This window comes from Dyella sp. S184 (assembly GCF_009766065.1).
Lineage (GTDB): Bacteria > Pseudomonadota > Gammaproteobacteria > Xanthomonadales > Rhodanobacteraceae > Rhodanobacter.
Window position 1 is genome coordinate 1,183,534 of the sequence record NZ_LMUE01000002.1, and the last position, 15,235, is coordinate 1,198,768.

13 protein-coding genes and 1 pseudogene are annotated in these 15,235 nt (G+C 60.5%); 8 read left to right on the forward strand and 6 right to left on the reverse strand.

Annotation, left to right across the window (positions count from 1 at the left end):
* Nucleotides 1-27 precede the first annotated feature (27 nt).
* Nucleotides 28-489 carry a DUF2147 domain-containing protein gene (locus tag GSQ75_RS05225; RefSeq protein WP_158753423.1) on the forward strand — a complete coding sequence of 154 codons (462 nt, stop codon included), beginning with the start codon at nt 28-30 and terminating at the stop codon, nt 487-489.
* 108 nt (nt 490-597) lie between these two features.
* Here GSQ75_RS05225 and GSQ75_RS05230 read toward each other — a convergent pair whose 3' ends face one another.
* Both GSQ75_RS05230 and GSQ75_RS05235 read right to left on the reverse strand, forming a co-directional pair.
* The gene (locus tag GSQ75_RS05230; RefSeq protein ID WP_158753424.1) at nt 598-1,392 is read right to left on the reverse strand and encodes a DeoR/GlpR family DNA-binding transcription regulator; all 795 of its coding nucleotides are present in this window, start codon (nt 1,390-1,392) and stop codon (nt 598-600) included.
* The gene (locus GSQ75_RS05235; protein ID WP_158753425.1) at nt 1,385-2,047 is read right to left on the reverse strand and encodes an HAD family phosphatase; all 663 of its coding nucleotides are present in this window, start codon (nt 2,045-2,047) and stop codon (nt 1,385-1,387) included. Before GSQ75_RS05235 ends, GSQ75_RS05230 begins: the two co-directional genes overlap by 8 nt.
* A gap of 297 nt (nt 2,048-2,344) precedes the next feature.
* On the opposite strand from GSQ75_RS05235, the gene metG reads away from it, so the two are divergent.
* On the forward strand, nt 2,345-4,459 hold the full coding sequence (gene metG, locus GSQ75_RS05240; RefSeq protein ID WP_158753426.1) for a methionine--tRNA ligase: 2,115 nt from the start codon (nt 2,345-2,347) through the stop codon (nt 4,457-4,459).
* Between the two features lie 68 nt (nt 4,460-4,527).
* Here metG and GSQ75_RS05245 read toward each other — a convergent pair whose 3' ends face one another.
* Entirely contained in the window at nt 4,528-5,139 is a 612-nt protein-coding gene (locus GSQ75_RS05245; RefSeq protein ID WP_158753427.1) for an ATP-dependent Clp protease proteolytic subunit, read from the reverse strand.
* Nucleotides 5,140-5,293: 154 nt separating this feature from the next.
* Between GSQ75_RS05245 and GSQ75_RS05250 the strand changes: the two genes are divergently transcribed.
* Both GSQ75_RS05250 and nth read left to right on the forward strand, forming a co-directional pair.
* Complete coding sequence (locus GSQ75_RS05250) at nt 5,294-5,932, forward strand: RnfABCDGE type electron transport complex subunit B (RefSeq protein ID WP_158753428.1); 639 nt, start codon at nt 5,294-5,296, stop codon at nt 5,930-5,932.
* Entirely contained in the window at nt 5,929-6,567 is a 639-nt protein-coding gene (gene nth / locus GSQ75_RS05255) for an endonuclease III (protein WP_158753429.1), read from the forward strand. The genes GSQ75_RS05250 and nth overlap by 4 nt, the downstream gene beginning before the upstream one ends.
* A gap of 4 nt (nt 6,568-6,571) precedes the next feature.
* On the opposite strand, the gene GSQ75_RS05260 is transcribed toward nth, so the two are convergent.
* Nucleotides 6,572-7,180 (reverse strand): class I SAM-dependent methyltransferase, encoded by a 609-nt coding sequence (locus tag GSQ75_RS05260; protein WP_158753430.1) that lies wholly within the window; start codon nt 7,178-7,180, stop codon nt 6,572-6,574.
* 165 nt (nt 7,181-7,345) lie between these two features.
* On the opposite strand from GSQ75_RS05260, the gene GSQ75_RS05265 reads away from it, so the two are divergent.
* From GSQ75_RS05265 to GSQ75_RS05275, 3 genes are all read left to right on the forward strand, one after another.
* On the forward strand, nt 7,346-8,950 hold the full coding sequence (locus GSQ75_RS05265) for a DUF1800 domain-containing protein (protein ID WP_158753431.1): 1,605 nt from the start codon (nt 7,346-7,348) through the stop codon (nt 8,948-8,950).
* A 68-nt stretch (nt 8,951-9,018) separates the two neighbouring features.
* The gene (locus GSQ75_RS05270; protein ID WP_158753432.1) at nt 9,019-10,221 is read left to right on the forward strand and encodes a DUF1501 domain-containing protein; all 1,203 of its coding nucleotides are present in this window, start codon (nt 9,019-9,021) and stop codon (nt 10,219-10,221) included.
* A gap of 86 nt (nt 10,222-10,307) precedes the next feature.
* Nucleotides 10,308-11,891: a DUF1800 domain-containing protein gene (locus tag GSQ75_RS05275; RefSeq protein WP_158753433.1), complete on the forward strand. Its 1,584-nt coding sequence runs from the start codon at nt 10,308-10,310 to the stop codon at nt 11,889-11,891.
* Between the two features lie 8 nt (nt 11,892-11,899).
* Here GSQ75_RS05275 and GSQ75_RS05280 read toward each other — a convergent pair whose 3' ends face one another.
* Nucleotides 11,900-12,802: a sensor domain-containing protein gene (locus GSQ75_RS05280; protein ID WP_158753434.1), complete on the reverse strand. Its 903-nt coding sequence runs from the start codon at nt 12,800-12,802 to the stop codon at nt 11,900-11,902.
* Nucleotides 12,802-13,164: a PadR family transcriptional regulator gene (locus GSQ75_RS05285; RefSeq protein WP_158753920.1), complete on the reverse strand. Its 363-nt coding sequence runs from the start codon at nt 13,162-13,164 to the stop codon at nt 12,802-12,804. The genes GSQ75_RS05280 and GSQ75_RS05285 overlap by 1 nt, the downstream gene beginning before the upstream one ends.
* A 312-nt stretch (nt 13,165-13,476) precedes the next feature.
* On the opposite strand from GSQ75_RS05285, the pseudogene GSQ75_RS05290 reads away from it, so the two are divergent.
* Nucleotides 13,477-14,962, forward strand: a pseudogene (locus GSQ75_RS05290) (aldehyde dehydrogenase family protein).
* The last annotated feature ends 273 nt before the right edge of the window (nt 14,963-15,235 follow it).

Below are 15,235 nucleotides of genomic sequence, written 5' to 3' on the forward strand. Positions count from 1 at the left end.
CCATACGCTTTCGTACGGGAGGTCATCATGAAGTCACTGCTCCGACTCGCCATCGCCGCCAGCCTGCTGCTGGGCGCCAGCGCTGCATTTGCCGCCAACGACTCCCCCGTGGGGACGTGGAAACAAGTGGACGACGCAACGCACAAACCCACCTCGATCATCCAGATCACCGAAGACAACGGCAAACTGCAGGGCAAGGTGCTGCAGGTGATGAATGCGACGCCGGAGGACATTGCCCGTGACGGCAATCCTCCGAAGTGCACGCAATGCAATGGCGACAACAAGAATCAGCCGATCATCGGCATGACCATCATGTGGGGTGTCAGCAAGGACGACGACGTGTGGGACGGCGGCAAGATCCTCGACCCCAAGAGTGGCAAGATCTACAAGGTGAAGCTCACGCTCACCGATGGCGGCCAGAAGCTCGACGTGCATGGCTACATTGGCTTCGCTCTGCTGGGCCGCAGCCAGGTATGGGAGCGGCAGTAGTAAGCACTGCGTCAACCGCTTGTCCGTGTTACACCAAACCCCATGCCGGAGTTCCGGCATGGGGTTTTTCATTGGCCGCAGGCTGGCCTATCAGGCTTATGTCCTACCTCATGCCGCTGCCGCCTCAGCCCGATGCACCGTCAGACCATGCGCGCTGAATGTTGCACGCAGCACACGGCCGACATCGTGCTCGACCACCAGATGCTGCACTTCCTCGATACCGGCTACCCGATGCGTTGCCACGGTACCGAGTTTGTCGCTGGTGGCGACGACAACGACCTCACCGCTGGCCTCCACCATCGCCCGCTTCAGCAACGCTTCCTCGCTGTCGAAACCCCATAGCCCTCCGATCGCATCGACCGCGCAGGCACCGGGAAAGCACAGATCGGCGCGTACCCGCTGGATCTCGTACACCGCCTGCGCGCCGATGGCAGCACCAATCCGCGCATCGATCCGGCCGCCGATCAGCAAAATTTCGAAGCCTTCGCGCTCCAGCAGGATCTGTGCGATGTCCGGTGCATTGGTCACCACGGTCAGCCCGAAATCCTGCGGCAACGCAGCAGCGATCGCCGCATTGGTCGAGCCGGCATCGATCAGCAGCACCTGCCCCTGCCGCACCAGGGTCACCGCCTTGCGTGCCAATACCAGCTTGCGACCGGCATGTTCCTGGCGCCGCTGCTTGAGCGGCGCCACCGCAGCGGACAATGGCAGCGCACCACCGTATACGCGCTTGCACAGACCTAGTGCGGCCAGCTCGCGCAGATCGCGCCGAACCGAATCCTCGGACACCGCGAATTCCATCGCCAGCTCCACCGCTACCACGCGACCGCGCTGACGCAGTCGATCGAGTATCCATTGCTGGCGCTCCTGCGGCAGCATCTCGCCGGGATTCACCTTAGCCATGCTGGCGTGCCTCCGGCGATGCGGCTTCGAGCAAGCCCAGCGCAACCAGTTCGGCGCGCAATGTCGCGGCATCGCGGAATTGCAGCGCGTGCATGCCGAGCTTCGCCGCCGCAGCCACATTGCGCGGAGCATCGTCGATAAAGACGGCGCGCTCCGCTTGAACGCCGTAACGGTTCAACAGTAAGTGGAAGATCGCCGGATCAGGCTTGATCATCCGCTCCGCCCCGGACACCACGATACCCTCGAATACCTGCAGGAATGGGTAGCGCTCGAAGGCCAGCGGAAAGGTCTCATGCGACCAGTTGGTCAAGGCGTACAGGCGCATGCCGCGCGCACGCAGCTCATGGAGTATCGCCAGGCTGTCGTGCAGCGGGCCGCGCAGCATCTCGTCCCAGCGCGCGCGGTAGGCAGCGATCAGCGCCGCGTGTTCGGGGAACTCCGCGCTAAGCAACCGGGTGGCCTCATCCCACGGGCGCCCGGCGTCCTGTTGCTCGTTCCACGGCGAATTGCACACCTCGGCCAGGAACTGTTCCATCGCCTGCTCGTCATCGAACAACTGGCGATACAGATAGCGCGGATTCCAGTCGATCAGGACGCCACCGAGATCGAAGATCACCGTGTCCACTGCCGCATGCCCCGTTCCACGCTCGCTCATTTCGTCATCCTCAGTTACGCATGTCATTCAGCGCTGCACGATCCGCACCGAGCCACTGATAGTTGTCCATTCAGCATGTTTGTTGATTCGACCCACACACAAATCATGCATAAATGTACATAAACAAGCAAAATCATGCAACAAAGATAATGTGCGTTCCGGAGTCAGCATCCCGCCCCGGGCCAGTTGCGGTCGCATCAAACCCGTTGAGACCGATGCCTCGCGCAGGCCCTGCTATACGGCCAGTCGCAGTCCCGCATGCAATAATGTGCAGTCATCACGGAGTGCCTGTCTGCCATGAGTCGTCGCCTGCTCGTCACCCACGCTTTGCCCTATGCCAATGGCCCGCTGCATCTGGGCCATATGCTTGGCTATATCCAGACGGATATCTGGGTGCGCGCGCAGCGGATGATGGGCAACGAGGTGCATTTCGTCGCAGCCGACGACGCGCACGGCACACCGATCATGCTGGCCGCCGAAAAGGCTGGCATGACGCCGGAGGCGTTCATCGCCGGGATTCGCGAAGGCCATGAGGCCGACTTCGCGGATTTCAAATTCAGCTTCGATCACTACCACACCACGCATTCGAACGAGAACCGCGAGCTGGCCTCGCTGATCTATACACGCCTGCGCGACAGCGGCTATATCGCCAAACGCAGCATCAAGCAGCTGTTTGATCCCGAAAAGCAGATGTTCCTGCCGGATCGTTACATCAAGGGCGTATGCCCGAACTGCGGCACGCCGGATCAGTACGGCGACAACTGCGAGCACTGCGGCGCCACCTATGCACCGACCGACCTGATCAACCCGTATTCAGTGATGTCGGGCGCCACGCCGGTACTACGCGATTCGGAGCATTACTTCTTCGAACTGAGCAAGTTCGAGGGATTGTTGCGCGACTGGTTCGCTGGCAAGTTCACCCACGGCAAGCCGGTAGCGAACAGTGGTGTCGCGGCGAAGCTGCGGGAATGGCTGGATGGTGGACTGAAGGACTGGGACATCTCGCGCGATGCACCCTATTTCGGCTTCCCGATCCCTGACGCACCAGGCAAGTTCTTCTACGTCTGGCTGGACGCGCCAGTGGGTTACCTCGCCAGCTTCAAGGCGCTATGCGATCAGACCGGCCTGAAGTTCGACGACTTCCTCGGTCCCGACAGCACCGCCGAGATGCACCATTTCATCGGCAAGGACATCATCAACTTCCACGGCCTGTTCTGGCCGGCGATGTTGCACGGTGCAAACTTCCGCACACCTACGGCGCTGCACGTCAACGGCTACCTGACGGTAAACGGCGCGAAGATGTCCAAGTCGCGTGGCACCTTCATCCAGGCGCGCACGTATCTCGACGCCGGGCTGCATCCGGAATTCCTGCGCTACTACTTCGCTACTATGCTCAGTGATGCTCCGGTCGACGTGGACCTTGACCTCAAGGCGTTTGAAGAACGCGTCAATTCGCACCTGATCGGCAAGTGGGTGAACATCGCCAGCCGTACTGCAGGTTTGCTGCACAAGCACTTCAATGGCCAACTGGCGGCCGTCCTCGACCCCGATACCCTCGCTTACTACACACGAAAATCCGAAGAAGTCGTCGACAGCTGCGTGATTTTATACGAGGTCGGCGAGTTTGCAGCATCCATGCGTCTCATCATGCAACTCGCTGACGAGATCAACGCCCGTATTGCACAGGCAGCCCCTTGGGCCCTCGCTAAGAACGAAAATCAGCATCAAGAGCTACACCAAATTTGTTCTCTAGCCATCAATGTTTTTCGACTGCTCACCGTCTTGTTAAAGCCGGTGCTTCCCGCGACTGCAGCAGCAGCCGAGAGGTTTCTTGGAATCGCTGACCAAAACTTTGAAGACGCGAAGCATCCCTTACTGAACCACCGCATCAATGCTTTCGAACCGCTGCTTACCCGTATAGACCCCAAGCATATCGAGGCGATGGTCGAGGCATCGAAGGAGTCCCTCGGCAGTTCCGGCGAAACCGTTGTGGCACCCGTGAAAAAATCGAAGGAAGCAGGCAAATCCATGAGTGAGAAACCTGGCCCAGCAATCTCCGTCAGCGCATCGCATGCGACCGCGGTCATAGGTATCGATGATTTTGCCAAACTCGACCTGCGCATAGGCAAGGTGACTGCCTGCGAATTTGTCGACGGTTCCGACAAGCTGCTGCGCTTCGAACTGGATGCCGGCCCACTGGGCACGCGACAGATCTTCTCCGGCATCCGCGCCGCCTACGGCGAACCGGAAAAACTGGTCGGTCGCAACGTGGTATTCATCGCCAACCTCGCTCCGCGCAAGATGCGGTTCGGCCTGTCCGAGGGCATGATCCTGTCGGCAGGCGACGGCGGCAGCGACCTGTTCCTGCTCGACGCCGACAGCGGCGTGACTGCTGGCGCAACGGTCAAATAGGCGATTCGCTCCATAAAAAAACCTCCCACTGCTAGGCGGGAGGTTTTTTTTGTTTGCCCAGAGTCGGTTCAGCCCAGTTCGTTGGCATTCGCGATGATCTTGCCCACGAGGCCATAAGCCTCGGCAGCTTCCGCGGACATCCAGTAATCACGTTCGGTGTCCTTGGCGATGCGCTCTACCGGCTGGCCGGTCTCGCGCGCGAAGATCTCGTTGAGGCGTTGGCGCATGCGGATGATCTCGCGTGCATGGATCTCGATCTCGCTGGCCGAACCGCCGGCGCCGCCGGAGGGTTGGTGCAGCAGGAAGCGGGTATTGGGCAGGCTGAAGCGGTTCTCGCGTTTGGCCGCGGCATAAATCAATGCGCCCGCGCTGGCTACCCAGCCGGTGCCGACGATGCGTACTTCCGGCTTCACGAACTTGATCATGTCGTAAATGGTGTCGCCTGATTCGACGTGGCCACCCTGGCTATTGATGAAGATGGTGATCGGCTCGTCGCTCTCGTACTGCAGCGCCAGCATGCGCGCGGTGACGCGTTCGGCCAGCTTCTGGTCAATGCCGCCATAGATCAGGATGGTGCGCGCCTTGAACAGGCGGTCCTCGATCTGCGGTGGCCGTTTTTCCGGCGTTACGGTTTCGGCTTCCTTGGCGAGCGAAGCCGGGGTGCGGTCGATGGAATGCATGCGTGGTTCCTTGATGATCGTGCCGAAGCACCGATAATGGCACTTCCATTCGGGCTCGTGTTCGCGGCCGATGGTCTCCGCAATACGACATGGCGACAAATGACACCACTTCAAGCTGGGGATGTTCCGGCGGTTTGCGCGACAATGGACGCCTATGACGTTGCATCCCGCCAAGAATGATCCTGCCACCAGCCTCGCCGACCGCATCGACGCGATCCTGCCGCAGACGCAGTGCGAGCAATGCGGCTATCGCGGCTGCCGGCCGTATGCAGAAGCGATCGCACATGGCGAAGCCGAGATCAACCAATGCCCGCCCGGTGGTACGGCAGGCATCGAGAAGCTGGCTGCGCTGCTGCAACGTCCAGTGCTGCCACTGAGTCCCGAGCATGGCATCGAGAAGCCACGCATGCTGGCGCGCATCATCGAGGCCGACTGCATCGGCTGCACCAAGTGCATTCAGGCCTGCCCGGTCGATGCGATCGTCGGTGCATCGAAGCTGATGCACACCGTGATCGCCGACGACTGCACCGGCTGCGAGCTGTGCGTGCCGGCCTGCCCGGTCGACTGCATCGTGCTGTTGCCGATGCCGGTCGAGCAGGTCGATACGGCCCATGCCGATGCCGCGCGTGTGCATTTCCAACGCCGTGAAGCACGACTGGAACGCCAGCGCGTGCAGCGCGAAGCCGAGCTGGCGGCACGCAAGGTGGCAGCGGACGCCACGGCTGGCCCGGTCAATCCCGTGCTGGCAGCGCTGGCCCGTGCCAAGGCGAAACAGCAGGAACCGAAACCGTGAAGCGCACTGACGTGATCGAACTGTTCTCGCGCCTGCGCGAACTCAACCCGCACCCGACCACTGAGCTCGTCTACACCACGCCGTTCGAACTGCTCGTTGCGGTGGTGCTGTCGGCACAAGCCACCGATGTCGGCGTCAACAAGGCGACCAAGAAACTCTATCCGGTGGCGAACACCCCGCAGGCGATCCTTGATCTCGGCGAGGAAGGCCTGAAGCGCTACATCAGCACGATCGGCCTGTTCAACGCGAAGTCGAAGAACGTGATCGCGCTGTGCCGGCTGTTGATAGAGCAGCACGCTGGCGAGGTGCCGCACAACCGCGAAGCGCTGGAAGCGCTGCCCGGCGTGGGCCGCAAAACGGCCAACGTGGTGCTCAATACCGCGTTCGGCGAGCCGACCATCGCGGTGGACACGCATATCTTCCGGGTCGCCAATCGCACCGGCCTGGCGCCGGGCAAGGACGTGCGCGCAGTCGAGGACAAGCTGGAGAAGGTGATCCCGGCCGAGTTCAAGCAGGACGCCCATCACTGGCTGATCCTGCATGGCCGCTACGTGTGCAAGGCACGCAAGCCGGATTGCCCGCACTGCGCTATCCGCGACCTGTGCCGCTACAAGGACAAGACTGTCGCCGACTGAACCGTCAGGCCGGCAGCTGCGCCCGTTCCAATGCCGCGATGTGACGTTCCAGCCGCGGCCCGAGGTAGCAATGCGAACCGCAGGGCAGCAGTCCGACCTCACCAAACTCGCGCAGGTACCAGGCCGGTGCTCGCGATACGAAACCGTGGTGGTCGCCGGCCACATCATCGCGACTGGTGAATACCTCCAGAAACGCGACGCCTTCAAGCATCTCGCCGATACCCTGCAGGCCCGCGCGGATCTCGGCCGGCTTCAGATAGTGCAAAACGTCGGTGCACACGATCAGGTCGAAACGGGTGTCGAAACGCAGCTGCTCGAGCTGGCCGAAACGTGCCAGGCCGATATTGCGGCTGCGGCCGTAGCGCGCCACCACGTATTCGCTGGCATCCAGCCCGCGATACGCGATGTCCGGCCGCAATGCACGCAGCGGCGCCCGCCAGGTTGCCTCGCCGCAGCCGACATCGAGCACGTTGCGGATTGGCCGGCCCAGGTAGTACTCGGCCTGCGCCACCACCATCGCCACTTTGCGCTTCAGCTCAGCTGGAGAGCCAACCGCATGCCGCGGATCGCGGTACCACTTGTCGAAATAGTCGCGGTCGTAGGTCTTGGGCATCACAGGCTCCGGCGGGTATCGCATGGTAACTGCCAGGGCGCGCCATGGGCGCCTCAGCTGAATCGCGTCGAAATATGCGTTATCTGTCACGTTGCTGCCGTCAGCCAAAGCACACCCTGTGCGTTAACACTACGCAACATCCATCGATCGCTGGAGTACGGACGCATGCCTGCCGCCACCCCGCTTCGCTGCCGTACGCTGGTTCTCGGCCTGCTGCTGACGCTAGCCCCCGCACTGGCTTGTGCCGGCGACGGGAACCCGACGGATCGGCTGCCGACCACCACGGTCACCGCAAAAGTGGACGGCCTCAGGCTGGGCGATATCGCCTGGCTGCGCCGCGACAGCTTCGGTCTCGACAGCGCCACGCTGGCGCGTTACCGCGAACTGGGCCGCACACGCTTCCTCGACGAACAGCTTGCCGGCGGCGACAGCCTGCCGCCACAGGTTGCCGCGCAGATCGACAGCCTGGCCGTCATCAGCACGCCGCTGGGGCAACAGCTGGCTGACTACCAGGAGCGCGCGCAGCAGTTCAAGCAAGTGCCGGCCGGCCCGGCCAAGGACGCCGCGAAGACGGCCTTCCAGCAATACCGTCGCGATATTTACCTCCAGGCCGCGCAGGCCGAGATGCTGCACGCGATCTACGGCAGCGACCAGCTGAAGGAGCAACTGGTCTGGTTCTGGCTGAACCACTTCAGCGTGTATGCGGACAAGGGGCCAGTACGGCTGTTCACCGCCGATTACGAGGAACACGTAATTCGCCCGCACGCGCTGGGCAAGTTCAAGGACCTGGTCATGGCCACGCTGCAGAGCCCGGCCATGCTGGTGTTCCTCGACAACGTGCACAACGTCAAGGACAAGACCAACGAGAACTACGCGCGGGAGTTGATGGAACTGCACACGCTGGGCGTGAACTCCGGCTACAGCCAGCAGGACGTGCAGCAGCTGATGCGCATCCTCACCGGTGCCGGCCTGTTGCCGGCGAAGCCGGAGGCGCGGCGCAAGCTGTTCGCCCATGCGCGTCCCGGCTTGGTGCGCGACGGCCTGTTCCTGTTCAACCCGAACCAGCACGATTTCGGTGACAAGAACTTCCTCGGCCAGACCATCAGGGGCAGCGGCTACGACGAAATCGCCCAGGCCGTGGACCTGATCGTGAACCAGCCGGCCTGCGCACATTTCATCTCGCAGCAGCTTGCCACCTACTTCATCGCCGACCAGCCGCCGGCTTCGCTGGTCGATGCGATGGCGAAAACGTTCCAGCGCAGCGACGGCGACATCGCTGCGGTCATGCGCACGATGCTGCTATCGCCGGAAGCGTCCGCCATCGACGAACACAAATTCAAGGACCCAATGCGCTTCCTGGTCTCGGCGATGCGGCTTACCTATGACGGCCAGCCGATTCCGAACGCGGTGCCACTGGTGAACTGGCTGCGCCAGATGGACGAGCCGCTTTACGGCCGCATCACGCCCGACGGCTGGCCTCTGGACTCGGCTAGTTGGACTGGCTCGGGTCAGATGAGTAAACGCTTCGACTTCGCTGGCGTGATCGGCAGCGGACGCAACCGGCTGTTCGTCGACAACAGCGATGCTGCATTGCCAGGCGCCTCCACAAATCTGCCGCACGATGCTCCTGCGCTGCGCGATTCAGCACTCTACCGTGACGCGATTGCGCAAGAGCTGTCGGTCGCCACCAGCAATGCGCTGACCCAGGCCAAATCACCAGCGGAGTGGAATACCTTCCTGCTGTCTTCACCCGATTTCAATTACCGCTGATTCAATTACCGCTGACGTTCTCCCCCTGCACGTATGGACAAGCTTGCTGACCATTACCGAGGTGCTCCATGAACCGCCGCGAATTCCTGTTTGCCGCTGCCGCTGCTACTGCTGCGTTGCCCGCCCTGTCGTTCTCCGGAAAATTGTTCGCCACGCCAACCAACACGCCGCGCTTCCTGCTGGTGTTCCTGCGCGGTGGCTACGACTGCAACAATTTGCTGGTGCCCTACAGTAGTGACTTCTATTACGAATCGCGACCGACGCTGGCGATCGCCAGGCCTGACGCCGGCAATCCGAACAGCGCGATCGCACTGGACGCAAACTGGGGCCTCAACCCGGTACTGCGCGATTCGATCTATCCGCTGTGGCAGCGCAAGCAAGTCGCGTTCGTGCCCTTCGCCGGCACCGACGATCTGTCGCGCAGCCATTTCGAGACACAGAACAATATCGAGCGTGGGGAACCAGCCGGGCAAGACAGCAACTTCCGCTCCGGCTTCCTGGCGCGGCTTTCCGGCCAACTCACTGGCGTACCGGCGATTGCCTTTACCAATAACCTGCCCTTGAGTTTCCAGGGCTCCGCCAAGGACATTCCCAACATCTCCCTCAAGGGCGATACCAAGGCCAGGTTCAATGCACGGCAATCAGCCATCCTTTCGGATATGTACAAGGGCACGTCACTGGCCTCCGCTACCGCCGATGGCCTGGCCTTGCCGAATACCGTGTCCGAGGACCTACGCAACGAAATGGTGAAGGCCAGCGGCGGAGCGCCCAGCGCGCACAACTTCGCCGCCGAAACGCAACGCATCGCCACCTTGATGCGCGACCAGTATCGACTCGGTTTCGTCGACGTCGGCGGCTGGGATACGCATGTGAACCAAGGCAGCATCACGGGTGGTCTCGCCAACAATCTGCGCAATCTAGGCGAAGGATTGGCTGCCTACGCCGCTGCACTCGGCGATGAATGGAACAACACGACTGTCGTGGTGGTTTCCGAATTCGGCCGTACTTTCCGCGAGAACGGCGACAAGGGCACTGACCACGGTCATGGCACCGTGCACTGGGTGCTCGGCGGCAAGGTCAATGGCGGTCGCATCGCCGGCGAGCAGGTCGCCGTCAACCAGCAGAGTCTGCTGCAGAACCGCGACTATCCCGTGCTCAATAATTACCGCGATGTACTCGGGGGGCTGCTGAAACAGAACTGGGGTCTGAGCCATGCGCAATTGGAAACCGTGTTTCCAGGTGCAAAGCCCGTCAACCTGGCCCTGTCGTAAGGCATCCTCTTACACGGGAATGAATGTGGTTGGCTCACCATCGCCTGATGAGCCATCATGAAATCGCAGCTCCCTTCAACTCATCAATGAGCATGGCCATCCTGTCGTTGTCGCCAGCACTTCAATTCCGCACGACCTCATGGCTGTTTCTGCTTGCCACTTTTGTCATCAGTGGATGCAGTACCGCTGGATTGCCGGTGGCCGACCCTACGCATGCGGTTACCAGCCTGAGCCGCGACGATATCGCGTGGCTGCATCGTGACGGATTTGGACTGGATGCGGATGGCCTGACGCGCTATCGCACACTGGGCCGCACCAGGCTGCTCGATGCGCAGCTCACCGACCACGTCAATAGTCATTTGCCCCCGAGCGTCGCGTCGCAGATCGGCAGCTTCGAGGTGATCCATACACCGTCCACTCAACTGCTGGTCACGCTGCAGACTGAGCAGCAACGCATCCAGGCCATGCCGGCGGGTGACGACAAGGCGGCCGCGCAAAAGCAACTGCAGCAACACGGCAATCAGCTCGGGCAGGAGGCACAACAGGCCGAGCTGCTGCAGGAAGTCTACGGACCCAACCAGTTGAAAGAGCAACTGGTCTGGTTCTGGCTCAATCATTTCAGCGTCTACGCAGCCAAGGGCCGCGTGCGCTGGGAATTGGGCGACTACGAACAGAACACCATTCGCCCGCGCGTACTGGGCAAGTTCCGTGACCTGCTGATGGCCACCCTGGAAAGTCCCGCAATGCTGGAATTCCTCGACAACGCACAGAACGCGAAGGGCCACGTCAACGAGAACTACGCGCGTGAGCTGATGGAACTGCACGCGCTGGGCGTGGGTTCCGGTTATACCCAGCAGGATGTGCAGCAGCTGGCGTTGATTCTTACCGGTGTCGGCATTGCACCGGTCGACGGCAAGCCACAACACTTCAATCCGAAAATGGCAGCATTGGTGGTGCGCAAGGGACTGTTCGAATTCAACCCACAAAGGCACGATTTCAGCAACAAGGTGTTTCTTGGTCACCCCATTCGCGGCCGTGGCTTCGACGAAGTCAGGCAGGCAGTGGACATCATCGTGCAGCAACCTGCCTGCGCGCAGTTTGTATCACGGCAGCTGGCCGAATACTTCGTCGCCGACAATCCGCCGCCGGCCCTGCTGGCAAGGATGACCAACACCTTCCGGCGCAGCGACGGCGATATCGCCAGCGTGATGCGCACAATGTTCGAGTCGCCCGAGCTGCTCGCCAGCAGCGGCAAAAAATTCAAGGACCCCAATCAGTTCGTGGTTTCATCGGTAAGGCTCGCCTACAGCGACAGACCCATCGCCAATGCGCTACCCCTGGTCTACTGGCTCAATCAACTGGACGAGCCGCTTTTTGGCCGCATCACACCCGATGGGTGGCCGCTCGATGGCGCCAGCTGGTCGAGCTCAGGCCAGATGGAAAAGCGTTTCGACATCGCCAACGCCATCGGTACGGGCAACAACCAGCTGTTCACGCCAGCAGGCAGCACGGCGCGCGGCGCCGGGTTTCCGATGCTGACCACGCGTCTTTACTACGAGGCCATCGAACCGCAGCTTTCTGCGGTAACCCGCACCGCGCTTTCCAAAGCCATCTCCCAGCAGGAATGGAATACCTACCTGCTGTCCTCACCCGATCTCAACTACCGCTGATCTAGACATTAAGCCGCTGAACTGGGCACCAGCAGATGCTTGGCAACCTGTCCATGCAGGCGACCGATGCCACGAACCAGATGCAGGGTGGCGAACAGCAGCACGATACCGACGAAACAAAGCGCGATAGTGCCGGCCCAACCTGGGCCGTAGTAGCTGAAACCATCGACGTCCATGTTGATCACATTGAGACCGAAGGCCTTGACGAAGGGCGAGCCGATGAAGGCCAGCGACACACTCAGCAGCGTCACGGCGATCGTGAAATAGATGATGCCCAGTGGCAGCATCAGCAGCATGTAGAACAATGTGCCCCAGGTACGGCCGTCGGTGAACATCGCGCCGATGCGCTTCAGCAGTGGCTGCCCTTGCTGTGACGGATACGGTGGGCGGCGCGGCATGCGCACTCCCAGCATGGTTTCGACGATGCGTCCCTCCAGCAGCGACAGTCCGCGCACACTGCCCAGGAACAGCAGGAAGAACGGGATACCGATGATCAGGATCGACAGGCCAGCTGACAATGAAAGACCGGTCACTGCCCAGGTGAAATAGAAAATACCGGTGACCAGCGACAGCAACAGGTAAAACAACGCACCGTAGGTGTGCGGATCAGCCGCGACACCGAAGAATCGCCCCAGTACCGAATGGCGCGGCGGCGGCGGCGGCGGTCGGATCGCTCGCTGAATCCTGATTTCCTGGTCGCGGTAGATATCCGCCACTTCGTCCGGTGCGCCATAGCTGCCAACGACGTGATCGAGCATCGCAGCCTCGTCACGACCCGGCTGTTCGGCCAGCTCGGCGCGAAGATGTTCCTCAGCGTCGTAAAGGGCATCCTGGACCAGAGCAGGATCGGCGCCACGCAGGGCGCTACGCAGTTGATCCAGATATTCGTTGATGGTGCGTGGCGCGTTCATTACACCCCTCCTTGCAAGACGTTATCGACCGAGTCGCGAGTTGCAATCCAGGCAGCAACCCACTCGCGCAATGCTTCGCGCCCCGGTTTGGTGATACGGTAATAGCGGCGCGGTGGCCCGCTGACGGATGGTTCGACTTCACTGGCCAATAACCCGGCCCCTTCCAGATTGCGCAATACGGGGTACAGCGCGCTCTGCTTGCCTGCCAGCACGCCCTCACCCACTTCCTCCAGCCGCTTGGCGATCTGGTAGCCGTACATCGGCTGACGTGACTGGCCAAGTACCGCAAGCAGGACCAGCGACACGGTGCCGCTTGAGAGCTCCTTCTGGAACTTCTTCAATTGGCTGGCGCTGTCTTCCACTTCACTCACCCGTACTGATGCTTAGAATTGAGTGAACTATAGTGTTTAGTTATGACTAGCGCATGGGCCTGAAGTCATGCCTCTGGCAATTCGACGCCCTGGACGTGTAACCACTGTTCGACGTGATTATCCCAAAGTAGTAGAAAACCGGACCAGACGCTTCCATTGCACACGAAGACGCTGCTCGTGCCGAAAAAATAACGCGACGACGGCAAACGTCAAGATCGACGCTTTTCTCCTTTCGAGTCAAATCGGACAACAGGTACGATCCTCCCCGCCATACATCGGGGATGTCTGTCCGCTATGACTAAGATGTCTGCTGCCTCTATCCAGGTGCTTGCACCCTACGGCACTTTCGACAAGCAGGTCATTGGCGGTGTAAACCGCGTTGGTCGCGGTGACGGGACCACCTCGGTGAGCAATCCGTACACAGGTCAGGTGCTGATCGATATCCGTAATGCGAACGTTGCCGATGTGGACGACGCGTTCAAAGCCGCTCATGCGGCGCAGCGGGCATGGGCATCGTTTACACCAGGCGAGCGCGCCCGCGTGCTGGGCAAAGCTGTGACAATCATGGATGCGCGCAAAGAAGAAATCGTCGTTTGGCTGATCCGCGAATCCAGTAGTACGCGTATCAAGGCAACGCTAGAGTGGCAGGCAACGCGCGACATGCTGATTCAGTTCTCCGCGTTACCCTATCAAGCGAAAGGCGAAATCCTCCCTTCCGACGTTCCCGAAAAGGAAAACAGCGTCTACCGACGCCCGCTTGGTGTCATCAGTGTGATCAGTCCATGGAACTGGCCGCTGCGTCTCACAACGCGTTCTGTAGCGCCCGCACTGGCGCTTGGCAGCGCGGTCGTCGTCAAGCCGGCGGGCGAAACTCCGATAACGGGTGGACTTCTGCTGGCGCGCGTCTTTGAGGAAGCCGGATTGCCACCGGGGTTGTTGAACGTCGTTGTCGGCCAATCATCGGAAATTGGTGACCCATTTGTACTCCACCCGCTATCGCCGTTCATTTCCTTTACCGGCTCGACGGCCGTTGGTCGTCGCCTGGGCTCACTCACCATGACCGGGACGGTGCTAAAGCGCATAGCTCTTGAACTCGGCGGTAACGCTCCGCTCATCGTGCTCGCCGATGCTGATCTGCAACAGGCCATCAGTGCCGCGGTGGTTGGGAAATTCCTGCATCAAGGCAAGATCTGCGTAGCAACCAATCGGATCATTATTCATGCCGCGGTCTACGACGATTTCGCCGCGGGCTATCTGACGCGCGTTAAAGCGTTGAAGATTGGCGATCCCAATGATTCCGACCTCCTCATCGGGCCTGTGATCAGCATCAAGCGCATGAGTGCCTTGCGGCAATTGATAAAGACGGGCTTGAAAAGTGGCGCAACGCTTGCACTGCGTGGAGAGCCATCGGGCCTTGTCTTGCCGCCGCATGTTTTCACTGACATCGGCACCAATTCTTCGCTAACACGCGAGGAAATCTTTGGGCCCATCACACCCATCATCCGCGCAGACGACGATGAAGCGGCGCTCAGTGCCGCAAACGAAAGCGAGTTCGGATTATCGAGCGCCATCTTTACCTGTGATACGGAGCACGGCGTAAGACTTGTTCATCGGCTCGACTGGCATGACCCGTATCAACGACATGACCGCCAACGATGCGCCAAATACTCCTTTTGGCGGCGAAAAGAATTCCGGTCTAGGCCTATTCGGCACCCAATGGGTAATCGATGAAATGACTCGTACTCATTGGGTGTCCGTGCAACATGTACCGCACACTTACCCTTTCTGAGAGTCGGTGCCGGCCACGCCGATATCGAAGCTTTGCCGATATTTTTGGTGTGATGTTTTGCTTCGTCGGCGTTCAAAGCTTTAATTTTTCTTTTCGGAAACAAGCATGCCAGTCATTAACGTGCAAATGTTGCGCGGTCGCACCGCCCAACAGAAAAAGGACTTCATGGTCGAAGTCGCATCCGTTGCGATGCGAACGCTGCAAGTACCATCACACGCCGTCGTTATTCTAATCACTGAACTGGAACCCGAAGACTGGAGCGTCGGCGAGCGA

Coding starts and splice junctions, on each gene's coding strand:
- GSQ75_RS05265 (WP_158753431.1), top strand. CDS start 7,346: ATGCCTGCCGCCACCCCGCTTCGCTGCCGTACGCTGGTTCTCGGCCTG.
- GSQ75_RS05235 (WP_158753425.1), bottom strand. CDS start 2,047: ATGAGCGAGCGTGGAACGGGGCATGCGGCAGTGGACACGGTGATCTTC.
- GSQ75_RS05275 (WP_158753433.1), top strand. CDS start 10,308: ATGAGCATGGCCATCCTGTCGTTGTCGCCAGCACTTCAATTCCGCACG.
- GSQ75_RS05250 (WP_158753428.1), top strand. CDS start 5,294: ATGACGTTGCATCCCGCCAAGAATGATCCTGCCACCAGCCTCGCCGAC.
- GSQ75_RS05230 (WP_158753424.1), bottom strand. CDS start 1,392: ATGGCTAAGGTGAATCCCGGCGAGATGCTGCCGCAGGAGCGCCAGCAA.
- metG (WP_158753426.1), top strand. CDS start 2,345: ATGAGTCGTCGCCTGCTCGTCACCCACGCTTTGCCCTATGCCAATGGC.
- GSQ75_RS05225 (WP_158753423.1), top strand. CDS start 28: ATGAAGTCACTGCTCCGACTCGCCATCGCCGCCAGCCTGCTGCTGGGC.
- GSQ75_RS05270 (WP_158753432.1), top strand. CDS start 9,019: ATGAACCGCCGCGAATTCCTGTTTGCCGCTGCCGCTGCTACTGCTGCG.
- GSQ75_RS05260 (WP_158753430.1), bottom strand. CDS start 7,180: ATGCCCAAGACCTACGACCGCGACTATTTCGACAAGTGGTACCGCGAT.
- GSQ75_RS05245 (WP_158753427.1), bottom strand. CDS start 5,139: ATGCATTCCATCGACCGCACCCCGGCTTCGCTCGCCAAGGAAGCCGAA.
- GSQ75_RS05280 (WP_158753434.1), bottom strand. CDS start 12,802: ATGAACGCGCCACGCACCATCAACGAATATCTGGATCAACTGCGTAGC.